Here is a 20,989-nt window from a genome sequence, read left to right as displayed (position 1 = left end):
AAGTATTCACCGGGCGTATTTCCCGCCGGGCCAAAGACTTCCCGCGTTCCCAGCTCGTGTTATCCACAATTCCGGCCAGCGTAAGCGCCGTCTTGTTGTTGGAATAGTAGACGATAAATACAAGATGTTGGGTTGGCGTGCATTTTAAGTGCTACATATAGTGATTTGCATCAAACATGTTTGCGTTTTATTTGATGCAGAACAAAGTAAAAAGACGAGAGTACAAACGGCGGGCGCTGTAGCGATTGTAAATCCGGAAAGGAAAAATCTGATTAATTATTCAACAAAAACAGTAAAATAAGCCGGGTGCTGGGCGGCACCCGACAAGGAACGTTACTGCTGCAGCCACCAGACCGCTTCAAACGGACGGAGCGACGTCGTTTGCGGTGTAGGGTAGTTACTCATCAGCACCTGCGGCTGGCCGCTGAGAACGTCCGTTTCCCATTCCTGAGGCGTATGACTCAGGTTTGCCATCACCACCAGCGTCTGTCCCTGCCACTGACGGCGGTAACCCCAAAGAGAAGGATGTTCAGGCAGGAGATCTTCATAATCCCCCCACGTCAGCACCGGCAGAGTTTTGCGCAGGCTAATCAGCGACTGGTAGGTGTAAAACACCGAATCCGGGTCATCGAGCGCCGCTCGGGCGTTCACGGTTTCGTAGTTGTCGCAGACGCCAATCCACGGCTCGCCCTCGCTAAAACCCGCATTGTGCGACGCGTCCCACTGCATCGGCGTGCGTCCATTATCGCGGGACTTACTCGCCAGAATCGCCAGTAGCTCGTCCGGTTCGCGGCCGTTGGCCCGCAGTTCCGCGAACATGTTCAGGCTTTCCACGTCGCGGTAATCGGTGATGCGGCTGAAGTGCGGGTTGGTCATCCCCAGCTCTTCGCCCTGATAGATATACGGCGTACCCTGCATGCCGTGCAGCACCATGCCGAGCATCTTCGCGGCAGCCACGCGGTGTTCGCCTTCATCACCAAAGCGCGACACGATGCGCGGCTGGTCGTGGTTACACCAGAACAGCGCGTTCCAGGCTTTGTTGTGCATCCCCTGCTGCCAGTGGCGGAAGAGGGTTTTCAGCGCGACGAAGTCCGGCTTCGCCTTCGTCCACTTTTCGCCGCCGGGGTAGTCCACCTTCAGATGATGGAAGTTGAAGGTCATCGACAGCTCGCTGCCGTCGAGCGACGCGTACTGCTGGCAGTTCTCCAGCGAGGTCGAGGACATTTCGCCTACCGTCATCAGGTTGCGCGGGGTGAAGACGTCGCGGCTCATCTCCTGCAGATATTCGTGGATGCGCGGCCCGTCGGTATAGAAGCGGCGGCCGTCTCCGATGTTGTCGTCCGGGAAATCCTGGTCTTTTGAGATCAGGTTAATCACGTCCAGACGCAAGCCGTCCACGCCGCGATCGGCCCAGAACTCGCACACTTTTTTCAGCTCGGCGCGCACCTCCGGGTTCTCCCAGTTGAGGTCCGCCTGCTCTGGCGCAAACAGGTGCAGATAGTACTGCTCGCTCTCGGCATGCCAGCGCCAGGCGTTGCCGCCAAACTTGGAGCGCCAGTTGTTGGGAAGCTGCTCCGGTGTGCCGTCGCGCCAGATGTAGAACTGGCGGTACGGGCTCGCTTTGTTCAGCGACTCGCGGAACCAGGCGTGCTGCGTGGAGGTATGGTTAAACACCATATCCAATACGATGCGAATGCCGCGCGCGTGCGCCCCGGCAACCAGCTCGTCGAAGTCATCCAGGGTGCCGTAGGCCGGGTCGATGGCGATGTAATTCGCCACGTCGTAGCCGTTATCCACCTGCGGAGAGATATAAAACGGCGTCAGCCAGATGGCGTCGATGCCGAGGGTTTTCAGGTAGTCCAGACGCTGCGTCACGCCGTGCAGATCGCCGGTGCCGCTGCCGGTGGTGTCCTGGAAACTTTTTGGGTAAATCTGATAGATGACGCCGTTCTGCCACCAGTGAGGAAGAGTATTCATAGTGTGTTCCTGCAAATGCGAAGGGGCGCAACTGCGCCCCGAAAGAAGACGTTAAACAATCTGCAGCGTGCCCTGACGGAACTTACGCTGGTAAACCACGGTGGTGAGCGCCATTGGGACGATAATCGCTACCGCCATCGCCAGCGCAAACACCTGCCAGAACGCGGGCTGGATGGAGAGGATGCCCGGCAGCCCGCCGACGCCAATCCCGTTTGCCATCACGCCGTTCAGGCCGCACAGCAGGCCCGCCAGACCGGAACCGATCATCGCGCAGAGCATCGGGAAGCGGTATTTCAGGTTGATGCCGTACATCGCCGGTTCGGTGACGCCGAGGTAGGCGGAGATAGCTGCCGGAACGGAGATTTCACGTTCGTTATGCTTGCGGCTGACGATGATGATGCCGGTCACCGCAGAGGCCTGCGCAATGTTAGACAGCGCGATAATCGGCCAGACCGGCGTGCCGCCGAGGCTCTGGATCATCTGCATATCTATCGCCAGCGTGGTCTGGTGTACGCCGGTGATCACCAGCGGGGCGTACAGGAAGCCAAACAGCGCGGCACCAATCGGCGCGAAGCTGCCGGTCATCAGGTGACGGACCGCGAAGGCCACGCCGTCGCCAATCATGCGGCCAAACGGACCGATAAAGGCGTGCGCCAGGAACACCGCCAGGATCAGCGAGCAGACCGGCACCACCACCAGATAGAGGTAATCCGGCACGATGCGCTTCAGGCGCGTTTCAATAAAGCCCAGCGCCAGACCGGCCAGCAGTGCCGGGATCACCTGCGCCTGATAGCCCACTTTGGCGATGGTAAACAGGCCGAAGTTCCACACTTCCGGCACCTGCTGCCCAAGTAAGTAAGCGTTCATTAACTGTGGAGAGACCAGCGTGACGCCCAGCACGATACCCAGAATCGGCGTGCCGCCCATTTTGCGCACCGCCGACCAGCAGATCCCCACCGGCAGGTAGAAGAAAATCGCTTCGCCAATCAGCCACAGGAAGTCATAGATGCTTTGCAGCGCCGGGTACATCTGCGCCAGGGTTTTGCCGTCGCTCATCGGCACATCGCCGATGACGTTACGGAAGCCTAAGATTAAGCCCCCGCTGATCAGCGCTGGCAGCAGCGGGAAGAAGATCTCCGCGAAGTGGGAAATCAGCTGCTCGTGCCACTTCATATTCTGGCGCGCGGCCTTCTTCGCCTGCTCTTTATCAGCAGAAGAATGCCCGGTTGTCGCCAGCAGAGCCTGATAGTAATCGCCCACTTCGGTACCAATAACGACCTGGAACTGACCGGCGTTGGTGAAGCAGCCTTTGACCATGGAAAGTTCTTCAATGGCCTTCGGGTTGGCTTTGGCCGGGTCGTTCAGCACGAAGCGCAGGCGGGTAATGCAATGACTGACGGTGGCGATGTTTTCGCGTCCGCCGACCAGGACGATCAGCCGATCGATATCTGCTTGTTTGACTTTACTCATCATGAAACCTCATGACAGATGGTGAGGGGGGTAATGACCTGAGCGCAAGCCTACTCCTTCAGCGTGACGGCGAAAATGGGAACGTTCCCGAAATCAGGCGAAGATCACAATAATCCGTTGAGCGGGGGTTAAGAGAGGTGGGCGGGAATAACGATCTGACGCGGCTCAGCGCGCCCGTTGATCTGCTCTATCAGCTGCGCGGCGGCCTGTCTGCCGGACTCGGCGTAGCCCGGATCGACGGTGATAATTTCCGGGTGCAGGAACTTCATCAGCGGCGTGCTGCCGACGCTCGCGACCTGCAGGTTATCGATGCGCTGCTCCTGCAGATATTTGCTGGCACCCAGCGCCAGGGTATCCGTGGCGCACACCAACGCGGTGGTCTGCGGCGTCAGAACGCTGGCGACCTGCTCGTAGCCCTGCTTCATGCCCAGCCCCGGCAGGGAGGCCACGGCGGAGAGGTTGTGCTGTTTGCAAAAGGCCAGATACGCTTCGTGGCGGCGCTTGCCGGTGGTGACGTCCGCGTGCGGCACGCCCAGATAGCTGATGTGGCGATGGCCTTGCTCGTACAGACGCTGCATCAGGGTCACGATGGCCCCTTCATCGTCGTAGCAGACAGACGCGAAACCGTGGGCATCGCGCGCCAGCAGCACCAGCGAGGGCTGCCAGGGTTTGAGCATCTCTTCTTTGATGCCGGTAAAGCCAAACAGCACCACGCCATCAATATTGCGCCGCTGAAGCATACCCAGATGCTCTTCAACCAGTTGCACAGAGAACTGGCTCTCCATCATGATCGGGTCATAGCCCTGCTCGTAGAAGGCGGGCAGCATGGTCTGCACGGCGAGGTTTTCTGACAGGGAATCCAGACGCGAAACAATAATGGCGACCACCTTGTCACTCTGCCCGCGCATGGCGCGCGCGGAACGGGAAGGGGAAAACCCGTGCTGATTCATGACCGCCTCAACGCGCTCGCGGGTGCGTTCGCTGACGCCGCTTTCGTTGTTCAGCACGCGTGAGACGGTGGATTTCCCCACGCCGCTTAAACGCGCGATGTCTTTAATCGTAAGGCGGTTCTGCATGCTGTATTCCCTGTAACAACGACAAAATGGTCAATTTAGCCTAATGCTATAGCGCGATTTCGCTATGGGCAAAGTCTGGTTTACGTTCGGTTTATTTGCGTGGGGTTATAATACCGTCCGATGCGCCACGAACGGTATGGATAAATCCTTATACTGCGTGGCGAAACCTGACTTTTTACTTACCGGAGGCCACATGGATCCCGATCCCACACCTCTCCTGAACGGGAGAAAACGTTCTTTCCGGTAAGCCAGCTTTGTTGCTGTCTCACCGGCGTGAGGCAGTAGCGTCTTAAACGTTCCTGCTTGAAAAATTAAGTGCCTCTCAGGTACGGCCTTGCCACGCCTGAAGGAAATGCTGCGTCCGCGCTTGCGGATGCGGAGGAATGCCTATGTTTAAAAATATCACCCGGCAGCTGCAGGCTCTGCTGAGCCGCCACCTGCCACACCGTCTTGTTCAACGCGACCCGCTGCCCAATGGCAAAAACGTGGCGGGCGCCGCGATCCCCGCGTCCCTGACCGAGCGCTGCCTGAACGTGGCGGCGATGGATGAAAACGAAGTCTGGCGCGCCTTTGGCGGTCACCCGGAAGGGCTGAACGCCTCAGAAGTGGAAAAAATCCGCGCCGTGCACGGCGATAATCAGATCCCGGCGCAAAAGCCGTCTCCGTGGTGGATACACCTGTGGCTCTGCTATCGCAACCCGTTCAACCTGCTGCTGACGGTGCTGGGCATCATCTCCTACGCCACTGAAGACCTGTTTGCCGCAGGCGTCATTGCCCTGATGGTGGGCATCTCCACGCTGCTGAACTTCATTCAGGAAGCCCGCTCCACCAAAGCGGCGGACGCCCTCAAGGCGATGGTCAGCAACACCGCGACCGTCTCGCGCGTGATTAACGATCTCGGCGAAAACGCCTGGGTGGAGCTGCCTATTGACCAGCTGGTGCCGGGCGATCTGGTGAAGCTGGCGGCGGGGGACATGATCCCGGCGGATTTACGCATCATCCAGGCGCGCGATCTGTTCGTGGCGCAGGCCTCGCTGACCGGGGAATCCCTGCCCGTTGAAAAGGTGGCGCGCAGCCGCGACCGGCAGCAGATGAACCCGCTCGAGTGCGACACCCTGTGCTTTATGGGTACCACGGTCGTCAGCGGCACGGCGCAGGCGATTGTCACCGCCACCGGGGGCAACACCTGGTTTGGACAGCTTGCCGGGCGCGTCAGCGAGCAGGAGAGCGAGCCGAACGCCTTCCAGAAAGGGATTGGCCGTGTCAGCATGCTGCTGATCCGCTTTATGATGGTGATGACGCCGATCGTCCTGCTGATCAACGGCTACACCAAAGGCGACTGGTGGGAAGCGGCGCTGTTTGCGCTCTCCGTGGCCGTCGGCCTGACGCCGGAAATGCTGCCGATGATTGTTACCTCCACGCTGGCGCGCGGGGCGGTGAAGCTCTCTAAACAGAAAGTGATCGTCAAACACCTCGACGCCATCCAGAACTTTGGCGCGATGGACATCCTCTGCACCGATAAAACCGGCACGCTGACGCAGGACAAAATCGTGCTGGAGAACCACACGGATATCGCCGGTAAAACCAGCGAGCGTGTGCTGCACAGCGCGTGGCTGAACAGCCACTACCAGACCGGGCTGAAAAACCTGCTCGACGTCGCGGTGCTGGAAGGGGTAGACGAAGAGTCTGCCCGCACGCTCTCCGGCCGCTGGCAGAAGGTGGATGAGATCCCGTTCGACTTCGAGCGCCGCCGCATGTCGGTGGTGGTGAGCGAGCAACAGGACGTCCACCAGCTGATCTGCAAAGGCGCGCTGCAGGAGATCCTCAACGTGTCGACGCAGGTTCGTCATAACGGCGAGATCGTGCCGCTGGACGACACCATGCTGCGCCGCATCAAACGCGTCACCGATAACCTGAACCGTCAGGGGCTGCGCGTGGTAGCCGTCGCCAGCAAGTTCCTGCCCGCGCGTGAAGGGGACTATCAGCGTATCGACGAATCCGATCTGATCCTCGAGGGTTACATCGCTTTCCTCGATCCGCCGAAAGAGACCACCGCACCGGCGCTGAAGGCGCTGAAGGCGAGCGGTATTACCGTCAAAATTCTCACCGGAGACAGCGAGCTGGTGGCGGCCAAAGTGTGCCATGAGGTGGGGCTGGACGCGGGTGACGTAGTGGTGGGAAGCGATATTGAACATCTCTCCGACGACGAGCTGGCGCAGCTTGCCCAGCGCACCACGCTGTTTGCCCGCCTGACGCCGATGCACAAAGAGCGCATCGTCACGCTGCTGCGTCGCGAAGGGCACGTGGTGGGCTTTATGGGCGACGGCATTAACGACGCGCCCGCGCTGCGTGCGGCGGACATTGGTATCTCCGTCGACGGCGCGGTGGACATCGCCCGCGAGGCGGCGGATATCATCCTGCTGGAAAAGAGCCTGATGGTGCTGGAGGAGGGCGTGATCGAAGGCCGCCGCACCTTCGCCAACATGCTCAAGTACATCAAAATGACCGCCAGCTCCAACTTCGGTAACGTCTTCAGCGTGCTGGTGGCAAGCGCGTTTCTGCCGTTCCTGCCGATGCTGCCGCTGCACCTGCTGATCCAGAACCTGATGTACGACGTGTCTCAGGTGGCGATCCCGTTTGATAACGTGGACGACGAGCAGATCCAGAAGCCGCAGCGCTGGAACCCGGCGGATCTTGGTCGTTTCATGCTGTTCTTCGGGCCGATCAGCTCCATCTTCGACATTCTCACCTTCTGCCTGATGTGGTTCGTTTTCCACGCCAACACCCCGGAACACCAGACCCTGTTCCAGTCCGGCTGGTTCGTGGTAGGTCTGCTGTCGCAGACGCTGATTGTGCACATGATCCGCACGCGTCGTATCCCGTTCATTCAGAGCCGCGCGGCGTGGCCGCTGATTGTGATGACGGGCATTGTGATGGCACTGGGTATCGCGCTGCCGTTCTCACCGCTGGCGAGCTACCTGCAGCTGCAGGCGCTGCCGCTGAGCTACTTCCCGTGGCTGGTGGCGATCCTCGCCGGTTATATGGTGCTGACCCAGATGGTGAAAGGGTTCTATGCGCGTCGGTATGGGTGGCAGTAAGTTATGTTTGCCGGGTGGCGGCTTCGCCTTACCCGGCCTACTCCCGAAACGTAGGCCGGGTAAGCGCAGCGCCACCCGGCAACTGGCTTTCCTCTCAAATTCAACAACCTGTGATCTCCGTCGGCGCAATCGCTTGACGACAAATTGAGCGCATGTTAACAGAATGTTTTGCCTTTATTTGGCCCGTCAGATAAGGAACATTCATGTTACGGTACAGTCTCTTAACCGCCGGGCTGATGCTCGGCGCCTCAGCCTTTGCCGCTCCGGCAGGCGATCTCCCTTTAATGCCCTGGCCTGCTAAGGTCGAACGCCCGACGATGCAGGGCACGCTGGTGCTTAACGATAAAATTTCCGTTAGCGTCAGCGGCGACGATCTGGGCGACGCGGTCAACCGCCTGCGCCAGCGCATCGCCCTGCAGACCGGCTGGACGCTGCAGCCGCAGGCTGAAAAGCCAGACAAACCGACCATCCGCATTGCCATTGCCAAAAAGGTCAAGCCGCAGCCGCTGCCGGACAGCGACGAAAGCTATAAGCTGACGGTGGATGCCAACGGGGTGAATATCTCCGCCAACACCCGCTTCGGCGCGCTGCGCGCCATGGAAACCCTGCTCCAGCTGATGCAGAACGGCGCGGAAAACACCTCGCTGCCGTGGGTCACCATTGAAGATTCACCGCGCTTCCCGTGGCGCGGGCTGCTGCTGGACTCGGCGCGTCACTTTATTCCGCTGCCGGATATCAAACGCCAGATCGACGGCATGGCCGCGGCGAAGCTCAACGTCCTGCACTGGCACCTTACAGACGATCAGGGCTGGCGATTCAGCTCGAAGCGTTACCCTAAGCTGACGCAGCTTGCCAGCGACGGGCTGTTCTACACGCCGGAACAGATGCGCGAGGTCGTGCGTTACGCTACCGAGCGCGGCATCCGCGTGGTGCCGGAGATCGACATGCCGGGCCACGCCTCGGCGATTGCCGTGGCCTACCCGGAGCTGATGAGCGCCCCGGGGCCTTATGAAATGGAGCGCCACTGGGGCGTGCTGAAGCCGGTGCTGGATCCGACAAAAGACGCAACCTACGCCTTCGCCGACGCTATGGTCAGCGAACTGGCGGCGATCTTCCCCGATCCGTACCTGCACATCGGCGGCGATGAGGTGGACGACAGCCAGTGGAAAGATAATGCGGCGATCCAAAAATTCATGCGCGATAACAAGCTCTCGGACAGCCACGCGCTGCAGGCGTATTTCAACCGCAAGCTCGAGACGATCCTCGAGAAACACCACCGGCAGATGGTCGGCTGGGACGAGATCTACCATCCCGATCTGCCGAAAAGCATTCTGATCCAGTCCTGGCAGGGGCAGGATGCGCTGGGGCAGGTGGCGCAGAACGGCTACAAGGGCATTCTGTCGACGGGCTTCTATCTCGACCAACCGCAATCTACCGCTTACCACTACCGGAATGAAATCGTGCCGCAGGGCTTAAACGGCGTGGATGTGATTGCAGACACCGACAGCGTCCAGAGCTGGGCCTTCACCATGCCGCGCCTGAAGGGCAAGCCGGTTGAGGGGAGCTTCACGCTGGTGAAAGGGGAGTCCGGCTGGCGCGGATTTATTGATTTTGCCGGGAAATCTCGCCGCGCGGTGCAGGATATTGAATGGCGTGACGACAACCAGGTCACGTTTACCGTCGACACCTGGATGGGCGAAACGCGCCCGGTGGTCTCCGTTGATAACGATAAGCTGAGCGGCTATTTCCTGGTGGGTAATGCCCGGTATCCAGTTAGCGGCACGCGCCTGGACGAGGTGCCGAAAGGCATTCCGCCGGTCGTGCCGGACGTGGCGAATCAGGCCAACCTGCTCGGCGGAGAAGCCGCGCTGTGGGCGGAAAACGTGGTGGCACCGGTGCTGGATATCCGCCTGTGGCCGCGCGCCTTTGCGGTGGCAGAGCGGCTGTGGTCAGCGAAGGACGTCAACGACGTCGACAACATGTACACCCGCCTGCAGGCGATGGACAGCTGGTCGACGGTGTCGGTCGGGCTGCAGCAGCATACCCAGCAGCAGGTGCAGTTCACGCGCCTTGCCGGCAATGCCGATACGCTGCCGCTGCAGATCCTCGCGCAGGCGGTGGAGCCCGCGCAGTATTACACCCGTCAGCACCTGAAGTTCCAGGCGGGAAATTATCATCAGTTCGAACCGCTCAACCGCTTCGCGGATGCGCTGAACGCCGAAAGCGCCACGGTGCGGCAGATGAACAAATGGGCCGATCGTCTGGTGAGCGACGCCGAAGACACGGAAAGCGCCGACGCGCTGCGCCACGTCTTTAACCGCTGGCAGAGCAATACCAGCGACGCGCTGGCGCTAAGCGAAAACAGCTATCAGCTGAAGGCGATGAAGCCGGTGATCCAGGAAGTGGATAAGCTGGCCTCGATTGGCCTGCGGCTGACGGATCTTGTGGCGCGCCAGGGCACGCTGGACGATAAAGAGATCGCGTCGATTCAGAGCGAGCTGGATAACGCGGCGAAGGTGCAGGACGAAGTGGTCATTGCGGCGGTGTACCCGCTGGAGACGCTGCTGCGCGCCACGCGGAATCAGTAGTAAAGAACCCTCACCCTAACCCTCTCCCAAAGGGAGAGGGAATTTATACACCCTAACCCTCTCCCAGAGGGAGAGGGAATTTATACACCCTCTCCCTTTGGGAGAGGGCCGGGGTGAGGGAATCAGACCACTCAGTTCTTCAACACCCACGCCTCTTTCCAGGCTGAACCCACGCCTGGCTCAAACTGGGTCGCGTATTTGCTCCACTGCACGCAGTAGCCGCTGTACGGGAAAGGCTTACACTGGTAGGTCTTACCGTCTTTCGGCTGCAGCACCACTGTACCGGCTTTGTACGAAGCGATATTGTCCGGGAAGATATAGTCATGCGGACCCGAATTGTCCGCCGCCGCGTCGCCTTCCAGCATCAGGTTCAGGACATCCTGCGCGAACAGCGTGCCGTCTTTGTTGGTGGCGTAGTACTTGAGCATATGATGACCCGCTTCAACGCCGGTCAGCGTCATGGTGACGTCCTGATTCGCGTTGTTCATCTCCTGCTTCAGATACCCTTTTTCCGCGCCGTGATGGTTCATGACGTGGGCTTCGAAATCGACGTTACCGTGGGTATTCACGTGGAAGGTCACGGTGGCGTTGCCCTGTTCGATTTTGCTGTACTGCAGGCCAGAGACGGCAATCGTCTCGTTAACCTCCGCTTTCTGCTCCTCATAGGAGATCGCAACGGATTTCAGCGTGCTGCCGTCTTTCACGTAGACGCTGTTCGCGCCGTGAACCGGGCTAATCTCACCGCCTTCATCCTTCACGCCGACGCGGACGTCCTGGTGCGCGGCGTTAATTTTCTGCGCCAGATCGTAAGACCACTGGTTGGCATCACCCTGGGCAGCGGTGGCGATCGTCATGTCGGTGCGCATGGCCGTGACTTCACCGTGAGCGTCGAAGAAGCGGGCAATGACCTTATCGCCTGCGTTGAGGTTATTACCGGCAATCTGCCCGCTCAGAGTTGTGCTCCATTCGGAAACAACGCCCGGATTTTTAATAATAAATATGCAGCGCAATGTTATTAATGGCAGGCGGGGAACGTCATGCTGCGGTGAGAGGAAAAATAGCCAAAAAAAAGGACGGCCGAAGCCGCCCATGAATTATTGAGATCAATTAGCGACGTACGGCAATTGCTTCGATTTCAATTTTCACGTCTTTTGGCAGACGGGCCACTTCCACACAGGAGCGCGCCGGGAAGGTGGCGTTGTGCTCGGTGAAGAAAGCTTCATACGTGGCGTTAACGGTGGCGAAGTCGTTCAGATCTTTCACGAACACGGTGGTTTTCACGATATCGCCCACTTTCAGGCCCGCGGATTCCACGATCGCCTGCACGTTTTCCAGCGACTGACGCGCCTGAGCCGCGACGTCGGCCGGTACTTCACCGGTTTTTGGGTTCACCGGGATCTGGCCCGAAGTGATGATCATGCTGCCCAGATCAACGCCCTGAACGTATGGGCCGATAGCCGCTGGTGCATTTTCCGTCGCGAGTACTTTGGTCATGATTTCTCCAGAATAACAGCTGATTTAAGAGTCCCGGCCATTATAGGGAGGCCGGGATCCTTTACCAACCTCAATTAGTTGGCCAGCACCACATAATGAGAAAACTCTTTTTCGCAGTATTTGCATTTGAGCGCGATGTCATTGGCGCGCTTTTTCACTGCAAAACTGGAGGAAACTGGCTCAGCGTGGCTGATGCAGTTGCTGTTCGGGCAGACCAGCACGCTTTCAATACGATCCGGCAGGCTCGGACGGGATTTGCCGACCACGACGTAATCGTCGATGCGGTTAACGGTGGCGTCCGGCGCGTACAGCGACAGCTGGTTGACCTGCTCGTCGGTCAGGAAGGTGTTCTCGATTTTGATCAGGTCCTTGCGGCCCATCTCGCCTGACGGCAGGTTCAGGCCGATGGTGATGCGCTGGTCGGTTTCGGTCAGTTTGAACAGTGTCAGCAGCTTAAAGCCCACCTGCGCAGGGATGTGGTCAATCACGGTGCCACGCTTGATGGCTTCAACCTGGAGTTTGTTATCGTGTGTCATTGTCGTTTCCCCTTACAGTGCCAATTCGCGATTCAGAACCAGTGCCAGTAACGCCTGGCGGGCGAAGATGCCGTTTCCGGCCTGCTGGAAGTACCAGGCGTGCGGCGTTTTGTCCACGTCTGTTGTGATCTCATCGATGCGCGGCAGCGGGTGCAGCACCTTCATATTGTCGCGTGCGCCCTCGAGGTCGCTGGCGCGCAGCACGAACTGCGCCTTCACGTTGGCGTATTCGGACGGATCCAGGCGTTCTTTCTGCACGCGGGTCATGTAGAGAATATCCACGTTGCCCATCACTTCTTCTATGCTGGCGTGCAGGCTCCACTGAATGCCTTTCTCGTCCAGCATGTCGAGAATGTACTGCGGCATCGCCAGCGCGTCAGGCGCGATGAAGAAGAAGCGGTTGCCGTTAAATTTCGCCAGCGCCTGGGTCAGGGAGTGGACGGTACGGCCGTACTTCAGGTCACCGACCATGGCAATGTTCAGGTTCTCGAGCGTGCCCTGGGTTTCCTGAATGGTGAACAGATCCAGCAGGGTCTGCGTCGGGTGCTGGTTGGCACCGTCGCCGGCGTTCAGCACCGGAATGCCGCCGGAAAACTCGGTTGCCAGACGCGCCGCGCCCTCCTGCGGGTGGCGCATCACAATCGCGTCGACGTAGGTGCTGATGACTGAAATGGTATCCGCCAGGGTCTCGCCTTTTTTACCCAGCGACGTATTGCTGCTGTCTGAGAAGCCCACCACGCTCGCGCCCAGGCGGTGCATGGAGGTTTCAAAGGAGAGGCGGGTGCGGGTCGAGGCTTCGAAGAAGCAGCTCGCAATCACCTTGTGCTTCAGCAGCTCCGGTTGCGGATTGGCCTTCAGTTTTGCCGCGGTTTCCAGAACCAGTTCCAGCTCTTCGCGGCTGAGGTCGTTTATGGAAATGATGTGTTTTTGATAAAGCGGATTCATGTTTATCTCCTGACGCCGGGCAAAAAAAAGCCCCTCAAATGAGGGGCTCTGGGAATAGGTTTAGCAACGGGAAGAAAAACGGCAGGCCAGCGTCTGATTTCAGACGCGGTAAGACGATATGTCGTACACGCTTGACCATGCTTCCTCCCGGCAAATTGTCGGGCATTATACGCAGCTCGTTTTGCGGATCAAGCGATTTAATGCACGCTTTACTCAATGCAAACGGTTCTTTATGAATATTAATGCGTTCTGAGTAAATAATTAATTTGCTTATGCACCAGCGCGGTGCGCTTCACGACGCGAGGGGCGACCCAGACGATACTGCTTCCGGCCACCACGCCTAAAATTTCCGGTAACTGGTGATAATCCAGAATACGCGCCACCGCGCGGCCATATCCGGCAACGGTATGGATAAGGATAAATTCGCTATTGTGTTCCACGCTCACCACCATTTCGGAGACGGTGCGCGCGGCATCGGGGGCAGGGCGCAGCTGGGGATTCAGCGAATAAATTTTTAGACCTTTGGCATTTCGAATTTTTATGACACCAAGCAACTTGAGCAGACGTGAAACGGTGGACTGGCTGATGGTCTCAAAACCACGCTCCTGCAAATCCCGGCGGATCTCCTCCTGGGAGAGGTAGCTCTTTTCCGCGATCAGACGCTGGCAGACCGTTAGCTGTAGTTGCTCTTTGGGAGAGTACTCTTCGTAATCCATCATAGTTCCCATATCAGTTCCCGAAATAACCGGTGGCACCGCACCGATCCGTAGGCCGGATAAGCGCAGCGCCATCCGGCAAATCACAACATGGCACCCAGGCTTAACGCCACCATAATCACCACCGTTAATATCCCCAGCAGCGGCGCCACCCATTTCAGATAACGCACGTAAGGCACGCGGGCGATAGCCAGACCGCCCATCACGACGGCTGAGGTGGGAGTGACCAGGTTAACGATGCCGGACGCCGACTGGTAAGCCGTGACCACCAGGTCGCGGTTGACGTTAGCGAAATCGGCAAGGGGTGCCATGATCGGCATCGTCAGAACGGCAAGGCCGGACGAAGAAGGCACAAGAAACGACAGCACCACTTCCAGCCAGTACATCACGTTGATGAACGCCACCGTCGATAACCCGGTAACCATCCCCTCGGCACTGTGCAAAATGGTGTGGGTAATCATGCCCTTATCCATAATGACTACGATACCGCGCGCGATGCCGATAATCAGCGCGACGCCCAGCAAATCTCGTGCGCCGTTGATAAACGTCGACGTCAGCTCTTCTTCGCTCATGCGGGCAATCAGGCCGACGATAATCGCGCTGGCGAGAAACACCGCCGAGATCTCCGCCATCCACCAGCCCAGCACCGCCACGCCGTAGATCATCACCGCGAAGGCGAGGGCAAAAATCACCAGAATGATTTTGCGCACCGGGGTAAATTCCAGCGTCTGCTCGCCCCTGTCGCCGAGGAAATGGGCGCGGTTCTCTTCCTGCTTATCCGCCACGATCGACAGCGACGGATCCTGGCGGACTTTGCGGGCATAACGCATCACCCACGCCACGCAGATGATCCAGCCGATGACCAGCAGCGCCACGCGCAGGGCGATACCGTTGGTGAAGGGGATCCCGGCTGCGTTGGCGGCGATCACCGTGGCAAACGGGTTGATGGTGGAGCCGAGGGTGCCGATCCCCGCGCCAAGCAGCACGGTGGAGGCGGCGACAACCGGATCGAACCGGGCGGCCAGCATTACCGGCACCAGCAGGGTGTAGAACGGCAGAGACTCTTCGGCCATACCGTAAATCGTGCCGCCTGCGGCAAACAGCGCCATCAGGATCGGGATCATCCACTCTTCGCGGCCGCGAAGCCGGGTGGTGACGCGCTCGATCCCGGCGTCAATTGCCCCGGTTTTGGTGACGATCCCGAGAAATCCCCCGATGATCAGGATAAACAGCGCCACGTCGATCGCCCCGGCCTGGCCGGATTCCGGATCGTACAGCCCGGCAATCGGTGCCATCAGGACGGAAACCAGCCCCTGCGGGTGCGCCGCCACGTGCGCGTAGGTTCCGGCAACCGGCACTTCTTTGCCGAGCGCCTCGTTCATTGCCATATGGTACTGCCCGGCCGGTACAACCCACGTCAGCACGGCTACAACGGCAATCAGAAAAAAGAGGATGGTGTAAGCGGAGGGAAACTTGAACTTGCCCATGATGTTCTCCTGAACCCGGCGCACCCCGCGGCGCGCCGGACGGTGATTAGTCGCCGAGTGTCGCCACCATGACCGCTTTAATGGTGTGCATGCGGTTTTCTGCTTCGTCGAAGACGATAGAGTTCGGTGATTCGAAGACCTCTTCCGTTACCTCCAGCCCCTTCAGGCCGTAGGCCATCTCGATCTCGCGGCCCACTTTGGTGTGCTCGTTGTGGAACGCCGGCAGGCAGTGCATAAACTTGACGTTCGGGTTGCCGGTGGCTTTCATCACCTGCGCGTTAATCTGATACGGTTTCATCAGGCTGACGCGCTCGGCCCAGGCGTCTTTCGGCTCGCCCATGGAGACCCACACGTCGGTGTAGAGGAAATCGGTGCCCTGCACGCCTTCTTCCACGTCGTCGGTGAGGGTAATGCGCGCGCCCGTTTCTTTCGCGATGGCGCGGCACTGCTCAACCAGACCCGCTTCAGGCCAGAAGGATTTCGGCGCGACGAGGCGGATATCCATCCCCATCTTGGCCGCGCCGACCATCAGCGAGTTGCCCATGTTGTTACGCGCGTCGCCGAGATAGGCAAAGCTCAGCTCCGGCAGGGTTTTGCCCGGCGCGTGCTCCAGCATGGTCATCAGGTCGGCGAGGATTTGGGTTGGGTGGAACTCGTCGGTCAGGCCGTTCCACACCGGTACGCCCGCGTACTCGCCCAGCTCTTCGACGATGGCCTGGCCGTAGCCGCGGTATTCGATGCCGTCATACATGCGGCCCAGCACGCGGGCAGTGTCTTTCATCGACTCTTTATGGCCGATCTGCGAGCCGCTTGGGCCGAGGTAGGTCACCTGCGCGCCCTGGTCAAACGCGCCCACTTCAAAGGCGCAGCGGGTGCGGGTGGAGGTTTTTTCAAAGATCAAGGCGATGTTTTTCCCGACCAGGGTTTGCTTCTCGCGCCCGGCTTTTTTGGCCGCCTTCAGCTCGATGGCGAGGTCGATCAGGTACTGGATCTCTGCCGGGGTGTAGTCCAGCAGCTTGAGGAAGTTGCGGTTTTTCAGGTTGATGGTCATGGGTAAATCCTTTTTAAATTGTTAGCTGTCTGATGCCCTCACCCCGGCCCTCTCCCACGCGGAGAGGGGGGCTTACATTCCCTCTCCCTCCGGGAGAGGGTTAGGGTGAGGGGAAACGGGTGCTCAATTACGAATCAACGTGCCTTTCTCGCCCGCCAGGATCTCCGCGCCGTCGGCCAGCGCGCCGATCCCGGCTATCCCATTGCAGGCTTCAACGAACTCGCGGCAGGCGGCCACTTTCGGCCCCATCGATCCGGCGTCGAACTGCATGCCTCTGAGCAGCTCCGGCGTGACCTGCGCCAGCGGGCGCTGGGTCGGTTTGCCCCAGTCGAGGTACACCGCGTCGGCATCGGTCAAAATCAGCAGGGCATCGGCCTCAATCTGGCGCGCCAGCAGGGCGGCGGAGAGGTCTTTGTCGATCACCGCCTCAATACCGCGATAGCCGTTGGCGTTTTCCACCACCGGCACGCCGCCGCCGCCGTTGCAGATCACCAGGTGGTCGCGCTGGATCAGCGCCGTGATGGCGTCACTCTCAACGATCCGCTTCGGCTGCGGAGAGGGCACCACGCGACGGACGTAGCAGCCGTCGGCCCTGAACACCCAGCCTTTTTCCGCGGCCAGCGCTTTTGCCTGGGCTTCGCTGTAGACCGGGCCGATGTACTTGGTCGGGTTGCTGAAGGCCGGGTCGGCGGCGTCCACTTCCACCTGGGTGAGCAGGACGCTCACCTCGCGCTGTGGCAGGTTGTTTTTCAGCGCCTGCTGGAGCATGTAGCCGATCATCCCCTGGCTTTCGGCGCCGAGAACGTCCAGCGGGTAGGGCGTCACTTTGTCGTAGGCGCTGTTCTGCAGCGCCAGCAGCCCGACCTGCGGCCCGTTGCCGTGCACCAGTACCACGCGCCACTGCGCCGTCAGCCCGGCGATGGTGCGGGCGGCCTGCTCGATGTTCTGACGCTGGATCTCCGCTTCCAGCGGCTCGCCGCGCTTGAGCAGCGCGTTGCCGCCAAGCGCCACAACCAGAGTGGGTTTTCGTTCCATGATGGCTCCTTTAAATTCCGTCGCGTTCCAGCGGGCAGCTCATGCAGCGCGCGCCGCCGCGCCCGCGTCCCAGCTCGTCGCCCGGGATGGGCAGCACGGTGATGCCCGCCTTGTCGTACTTCTCGTTGGTCCAGACGTTGCGCTCGTAGCCAATCACCACGCCCGGGCGGATGGTCAGTACGTTGTTGGCGTCGTTCCACTGCTCGCGTTCGGCTTCAAAGGCGTCGCCGCCGGTGGTGATCAGGCGCACCTGGTTAATGCCGAGCGCTTTCTCGATGGCGTGCAGCAGGTCGGTTTCCTGGGTGCGCAGCAGGCCACCGCGTCCGTCCGGGGTGAGCGTCCAGCACTGGGCGTCTTTGCGCACCACTTCCGGATAAACGGAGAAGGTGTCCACGTCGATGTGGGTCATGACGGTGTCGAGGTGCATGCAGGAGCGGTGTTTTGGCAGCTCAACGGCGATCACGCGCTCGGCCTGGCGGTGTTTGAACAGGCTGTTAGCGAGAAACTCCACGCCCTGCGGCGTTGTGCGTTCGGACATGCCGATCAGCACCGCGCCGCGGCCAATCACTAATACGTCGCCGCCTTCTAAGGTGGCGTGGTCGTAATTAATATTTTCGTCGCCGAAATACTTAATAAAATCGCCGTCGGCGAACGCCGGGTGCCAGCGATATATTGCCCGCAGGTTATTCGTTTCGCGCTGACGGGCCGGTTTGGCCATCGGGTTAATGGACACGCCGTTATAAATCCAGCAGGAGGTATCGCGGGTAAATAAATGGTTCGGCAGCGGCTTCATAATAAAATCATTCGCCGTGTGGGTATCGACCACCATATTTTTAATGGCTGCCGGAATTTCACCGTAGGTTAATCCGCCGCTTAATCTGCGCGCCAGTTCGCGGTGCGGCATATCCGCCAGCCAGCCGCGGACGTCGCCGGCAAAGGTGGGGCCGAGGCGGTAGTCGGAGATTTGCGTATCCAGAAGCCAGGCCTTCGCCTCTGCAATATCAAGGGTTTGTGTCAGAAGGTCGGTCAACAGCAGGACTTCCACACCCTGCTCGCGCAGCGTGTTTGCGAAAATGTCATGCTCCTCACCCGCCCGTTCAACCGAGAGCACGTCGTCAAATAGCAGCTCCTGACAGTTTGACGGGGTTAAACGTTTAAGACTTAAATTTGGACGGTGCAGCATAACGCTACGCAATTGACCAATTTCAGAACCGACGTAATGCTTTTCCATAATTATTCCTTTAACTGTTTTTCAGAATAAAAAGGGCATGCGCCATGTGATGTATTTAATTTCATGGCGGCTAAGCTCAATTGATTTCGTGATTTATACTAGGCAGTTAAATAATCCGTAATGTGATATCGCTCACGCGAAACCGGATATTAAGGGGTTTGTTTTCATTTGCATGATTCGCATCAGATAATGATTAATTTCATATTATTGAGGGGTGAATAGCTAAGCAGGATCTGGTGGCATTATTTGAGGTTGTTATTATTTTGTAGATTTTAATCTTTTGAAATATGTTGTTATGTGGCTGATTTTAAATGATAAGTATTATGCATAAGAATGGCTATGCAATTAACGTAATTAACTATTTTTGACTTAAGAAAAATCAATAAATAATTATGGTTTTTTAGAGCAAATTATCAAAACAGTAAAGTGTGAGGCGGCAACGGGTTTTGTTAATTAGAGAGCATGATCAAGAGGTTAGAACAGCCGTGCGATAAGCACGTATAGAGGTTATGCATAACCCCTGCATAAATGCCTGGGCAGGGTTAACAGCAAATTAACACCTTTTCCGATAAACATGCGCTCGCGCAAACCTCTTCCAAAAAGGGCTGGTATGGCAGCCGGGATTCTCGTATAAAAGATAAAAATGAAACGTTGTTTTATATCGAGGGTTTTCTCATGATTATCGGCAACATCCACCATCTGCAGTCCTGGCTGCCTGACGAACTGTGTCAGGCCATTGAGCACGTCAAAGCCCACGTCACCGACGCCACGCCGCTCGGGAAACACGACATCAACGGTAACAGCCTGTTTTATCTGGTTTCTGAAGACACAACCCAGCCGTTTGCCGAGCGCCGCGCCGAGTACCACGCGCGCTATCTGGACATCCAGATAATTATGAAAGGCCAGGAAGGAATGACCTTCAGCACCCTGCCGCACGGCACGCCGGACACCGACTGGCTGGCGGAGAAAGACATCGCGTTCCTGCCGGAGGGCGAGCAGGAAAAAACCGTGGTGCTGAGCGAAGGGGATTTCGTGGTGTTCTGGCCAGGCGAAGTGCATAAGCCGCTGTGCGCGGTGGGAGCGCCTGCTAAGGTCAGGAAAGTGGTCATTAAAATGCTGGTGGAGTAATTTTCCCTCACCCCGGCCCTCTCCCAGGGGGAGAGGGTGTAAAAGTCCCCTCTCCCTGTGGGAGAGGGTTAGGGTGAGGGCACCAGACCGCACCCACGCATAATGTGATCCAGCTTAAATTTCCCGCACTCCCTCATCCCTTCCCATTTACCTGTGCTTTTTCTGCGTCATAGTATGATCGTTAAATTAATGAACGCTGTTCTATAATGTAGAACAAAATGATTCAGCAAGGAGATCTCATGCCGCAGTCCGCGTTGTTCACGGGAGTCATTCCCCCTGTCTCCACCATTTTTACCGCCGACGGCCAGCTCGATAAGCAGGGCACCGCCGCGCTGATCGACGATCTGATCAAGGCAGGCGTTGACGGCCTGTTCTTCCTGGGCAGCGGCGGCGAGTTCTCCCAGCTCAGCGCCGAAGAGCGTAAAGCCATTGCCAGCTTTGCTATCGATCATGTCGATCGTCGCGTGCCGGTGCTGATCGGCACCGGCGGCACCAACGCCCGGGAAACCATTGAACTCAGCCAGCACGCGCAGCAGGCGGGCGCGGACGGCATCGTGGTGATCAACCCCTATTACTGGAAAGTGTCGGAAGCGAATCTGATCCGCTATTTCGAGCAGGTGGCCGACAGCGTCACGCTGCCGGTGATGCTCTACAACTTCCCGGCGCTGACCGGGCAGGATCTGACCCCGGCGCTGGTGAAAACCCTGGCCGACACGCGCAGCAACATTATCGGCATCAAAGACACCATCGACTCCGTCGCCCACCTGCGCAGCATGATCCACACCGTCAAAGCCGCCCATCCGCACTTCACCGTGCTGTGCGGCTACGACGATCATCTGTTCAATACCCTGCTGCTCGGCGGCGACGGGGCGATCTCGGCCAGCGGCAACTTTGCCCCGCAGGTGTCGGTGAATCTTCTGAAAGCCTGGCGGGATAAAGACGTGGCGAAGGCGGCTGAGCATCATCAGACCTTACTGCAAATACCGCAGATGTATCAGCTGGATACGCCGTTTGTGAACGTCATTAAAGAGGCGATTGTTCTCTGCGGCCGCCCGATTTCCACGCACGTGCTGCCGCCCGCCTCTGCGCTGGACGAGCCGCGCAAGGCGCAGCTGAAAAACCTGCTGCAACAGCTCAAGCTCTGCTGAGCCGGACGA

Annotated in this window: 16 protein-coding genes and 2 pseudogenes; 5 read left to right on the top strand and 13 right to left on the bottom strand. The window is 58.6% G+C overall.

Annotation, left to right across the window (positions count from 1 at the left end; genetic code table 11):
* Positions 1-333 precede the first annotated feature (333 nt).
* The 3 genes from treC to treR form a co-directional block, all read right to left on the bottom strand.
* Positions 334-1,977 (bottom strand): alpha,alpha-phosphotrehalase, encoded by a 1,644-nt coding sequence (treC, locus tag KW829_RS18665; protein WP_218308808.1) that lies wholly within the window; start codon positions 1,975-1,977, stop codon positions 334-336.
* Positions 1,978-2,028: 51 nt separating this feature from the next.
* On the bottom strand, positions 2,029-3,447 hold the full coding sequence (treB, locus tag KW829_RS18660; RefSeq protein WP_047346434.1) for a PTS trehalose transporter subunit IIBC: 1,419 nt from the start codon (positions 3,445-3,447) through the stop codon (positions 2,029-2,031).
* Between the two features lie 128 nt (positions 3,448-3,575).
* Positions 3,576-4,523, bottom strand: a complete 948-nt coding sequence (gene treR, locus KW829_RS18655) for a trehalose operon repressor TreR (protein ID WP_042718614.1) — start codon at positions 4,521-4,523, stop codon at positions 3,576-3,578.
* 389 nt (positions 4,524-4,912) lie between these two features.
* Between treR and mgtA the strand changes: the two genes are divergently transcribed.
* Together mgtA and KW829_RS18645 are read left to right on the top strand one after the other, a co-directional pair.
* A complete protein-coding gene (gene mgtA / locus KW829_RS18650) occupies positions 4,913-7,621 on the top strand; it encodes a magnesium-translocating P-type ATPase (protein WP_218308807.1) in 2,709 nt (902 codons plus the stop codon).
* Positions 7,622-7,824: 203 nt separating this feature from the next.
* Positions 7,825-10,209 carry a beta-N-acetylhexosaminidase gene (locus KW829_RS18645; protein ID WP_218308805.1) on the top strand — a complete coding sequence of 795 codons (2,385 nt, stop codon included), beginning with the start codon at positions 7,825-7,827 and terminating at the stop codon, positions 10,207-10,209.
* A 131-nt stretch (positions 10,210-10,340) separates the two neighbouring features.
* Here KW829_RS18645 and KW829_RS18640 read toward each other — a convergent pair.
* The 5 genes and pseudogenes from KW829_RS18640 to KW829_RS18620 all read right to left on the bottom strand — a co-directional run.
* Positions 10,341-11,192: pseudogene (locus tag KW829_RS18640) on the bottom strand (N-acetylglucosamine-binding protein GbpA); the annotation flags it as partial.
* Between the two features lie 124 nt (positions 11,193-11,316).
* Positions 11,317-11,703, bottom strand: coding sequence for a 2-iminobutanoate/2-iminopropanoate deaminase (gene ridA, locus KW829_RS18635; protein WP_014882305.1), 387 nt, complete (start codon positions 11,701-11,703; stop codon positions 11,317-11,319).
* Positions 11,704-11,777: 74 nt separating this feature from the next.
* The gene (gene pyrI / locus KW829_RS18630; protein ID WP_218308804.1) at positions 11,778-12,239 is read right to left on the bottom strand and encodes an aspartate carbamoyltransferase regulatory subunit; all 462 of its coding nucleotides are present in this window, start codon (positions 12,237-12,239) and stop codon (positions 11,778-11,780) included.
* Positions 12,240-12,251: 12 nt separating this feature from the next.
* Positions 12,252-13,184 carry an aspartate carbamoyltransferase gene (gene pyrB / locus KW829_RS18625; protein WP_089599762.1) on the bottom strand — a complete coding sequence of 311 codons (933 nt, stop codon included), beginning with the start codon at positions 13,182-13,184 and terminating at the stop codon, positions 12,252-12,254.
* 34 nt (positions 13,185-13,218) lie between these two features.
* On the bottom strand, positions 13,219-13,323 hold the full coding sequence (locus KW829_RS18620; RefSeq protein WP_071524139.1) for a pyrBI operon leader peptide: 105 nt from the start codon (positions 13,321-13,323) through the stop codon (positions 13,219-13,221).
* On the opposite strand from KW829_RS18620, the pseudogene KW829_RS18615 reads away from it, so the two are divergent.
* A pseudogene (locus KW829_RS18615) lies at positions 13,303-13,420 on the top strand (hypothetical protein). The gene KW829_RS18620 and the pseudogene KW829_RS18615 overlap by 21 nt on opposite strands.
* A 3-nt stretch (positions 13,421-13,423) precedes the next feature.
* Here KW829_RS18615 and KW829_RS18610 read toward each other — a convergent pair.
* The 5 genes from KW829_RS18610 to arcA form a co-directional block, all read right to left on the bottom strand.
* On the bottom strand, positions 13,424-13,903 hold the full coding sequence (locus KW829_RS18610; RefSeq protein WP_003863366.1) for an arginine repressor: 480 nt from the start codon (positions 13,901-13,903) through the stop codon (positions 13,424-13,426).
* An 80-nt stretch (positions 13,904-13,983) separates the two neighbouring features.
* Positions 13,984-15,387 (bottom strand): YfcC family protein, encoded by a 1,404-nt coding sequence (locus KW829_RS18605; protein WP_010427348.1) that lies wholly within the window; start codon positions 15,385-15,387, stop codon positions 13,984-13,986.
* 46 nt (positions 15,388-15,433) lie between these two features.
* Complete coding sequence (argF, locus tag KW829_RS18600; RefSeq protein WP_100165603.1) at positions 15,434-16,438, bottom strand: ornithine carbamoyltransferase; 1,005 nt, start codon at positions 16,436-16,438, stop codon at positions 15,434-15,436.
* Positions 16,439-16,561: 123 nt separating this feature from the next.
* Positions 16,562-17,473, bottom strand: a complete 912-nt coding sequence (arcC, locus tag KW829_RS18595) for a carbamate kinase (RefSeq protein ID WP_218308803.1) — start codon at positions 17,471-17,473, stop codon at positions 16,562-16,564.
* Between the two features lie 10 nt (positions 17,474-17,483).
* Positions 17,484-18,704, bottom strand: a complete 1,221-nt coding sequence (gene arcA / locus KW829_RS18590; RefSeq protein WP_029739276.1) for an arginine deiminase — start codon at positions 18,702-18,704, stop codon at positions 17,484-17,486.
* A gap of 675 nt (positions 18,705-19,379) precedes the next feature.
* Between arcA and KW829_RS18585 the strand changes: the two genes are divergently transcribed.
* On the top strand, positions 19,380-19,832 hold the full coding sequence (locus KW829_RS18585) for a YhcH/YjgK/YiaL family protein (protein ID WP_218308802.1): 453 nt from the start codon (positions 19,380-19,382) through the stop codon (positions 19,830-19,832).
* Between the two features lie 239 nt (positions 19,833-20,071).
* A complete protein-coding gene (gene yagE, locus KW829_RS18580) occupies positions 20,072-20,980 on the top strand; it encodes a 2-keto-3-deoxygluconate aldolase (protein WP_218308801.1) in 909 nt (302 codons plus the stop codon).
* Positions 20,981-20,989 lie beyond the last annotated feature (9 nt).

This window comes from Enterobacter sp. ENT02 (assembly GCF_019219165.1).
In the GTDB taxonomy this organism is placed as follows: Bacteria; Pseudomonadota; Gammaproteobacteria; order Enterobacterales; family Enterobacteriaceae; genus Enterobacter; species Enterobacter mori.
The sequence above is the reverse complement of the archived record's forward strand: the minus strand, read 5'-3'. Positions and strand labels throughout refer to the sequence as shown.

Excerpts from the sequence above, each read along its gene's own strand:
- treC (WP_218308808.1), bottom strand. The coding sequence starts at position 1,977 with ATGAATACTCTTCCTCACTGGTGGCAGAACGGCGTCATCTATCAGATT.
- treB (WP_047346434.1), bottom strand. The coding sequence starts at position 3,447 with ATGAGTAAAGTCAAACAAGCAGATATCGATCGGCTGATCGTCCTGGTC.
- treR (WP_042718614.1), bottom strand. The coding sequence starts at position 4,523 with ATGCAGAACCGCCTTACGATTAAAGACATCGCGCGTTTAAGCGGCGTG.
- mgtA (WP_218308807.1), top strand. The coding sequence starts at position 4,913 with ATGTTTAAAAATATCACCCGGCAGCTGCAGGCTCTGCTGAGCCGCCAC.
- KW829_RS18645 (WP_218308805.1), top strand. The coding sequence starts at position 7,825 with ATGTTACGGTACAGTCTCTTAACCGCCGGGCTGATGCTCGGCGCCTCA.
- ridA (WP_014882305.1), bottom strand. The coding sequence starts at position 11,703 with ATGACCAAAGTACTCGCGACGGAAAATGCACCAGCGGCTATCGGCCCA.
- pyrI (WP_218308804.1), bottom strand. The coding sequence starts at position 12,239 with ATGACACACGATAACAAACTCCAGGTTGAAGCCATCAAGCGTGGCACC.
- pyrB (WP_089599762.1), bottom strand. The coding sequence starts at position 13,184 with ATGAATCCGCTTTATCAAAAACACATCATTTCCATAAACGACCTCAGC.
- KW829_RS18620 (WP_071524139.1), bottom strand. The coding sequence starts at position 13,323 with ATGGTCAAGCGTGTACGACATATCGTCTTACCGCGTCTGAAATCAGAC.
- KW829_RS18610 (WP_003863366.1), bottom strand. The coding sequence starts at position 13,903 with ATGATGGATTACGAAGAGTACTCTCCCAAAGAGCAACTACAGCTAACG.
- KW829_RS18605 (WP_010427348.1), bottom strand. The coding sequence starts at position 15,387 with ATGGGCAAGTTCAAGTTTCCCTCCGCTTACACCATCCTCTTTTTTCTG.
- argF (WP_100165603.1), bottom strand. The coding sequence starts at position 16,438 with ATGACCATCAACCTGAAAAACCGCAACTTCCTCAAGCTGCTGGACTAC.
- arcC (WP_218308803.1), bottom strand. The coding sequence starts at position 17,473 with ATGGAACGAAAACCCACTCTGGTTGTGGCGCTTGGCGGCAACGCGCTG.
- arcA (WP_029739276.1), bottom strand. The coding sequence starts at position 18,704 with ATGGAAAAGCATTACGTCGGTTCTGAAATTGGTCAATTGCGTAGCGTT.
- KW829_RS18585 (WP_218308802.1), top strand. The coding sequence starts at position 19,380 with ATGATTATCGGCAACATCCACCATCTGCAGTCCTGGCTGCCTGACGAA.
- yagE (WP_218308801.1), top strand. The coding sequence starts at position 20,072 with ATGCCGCAGTCCGCGTTGTTCACGGGAGTCATTCCCCCTGTCTCCACC.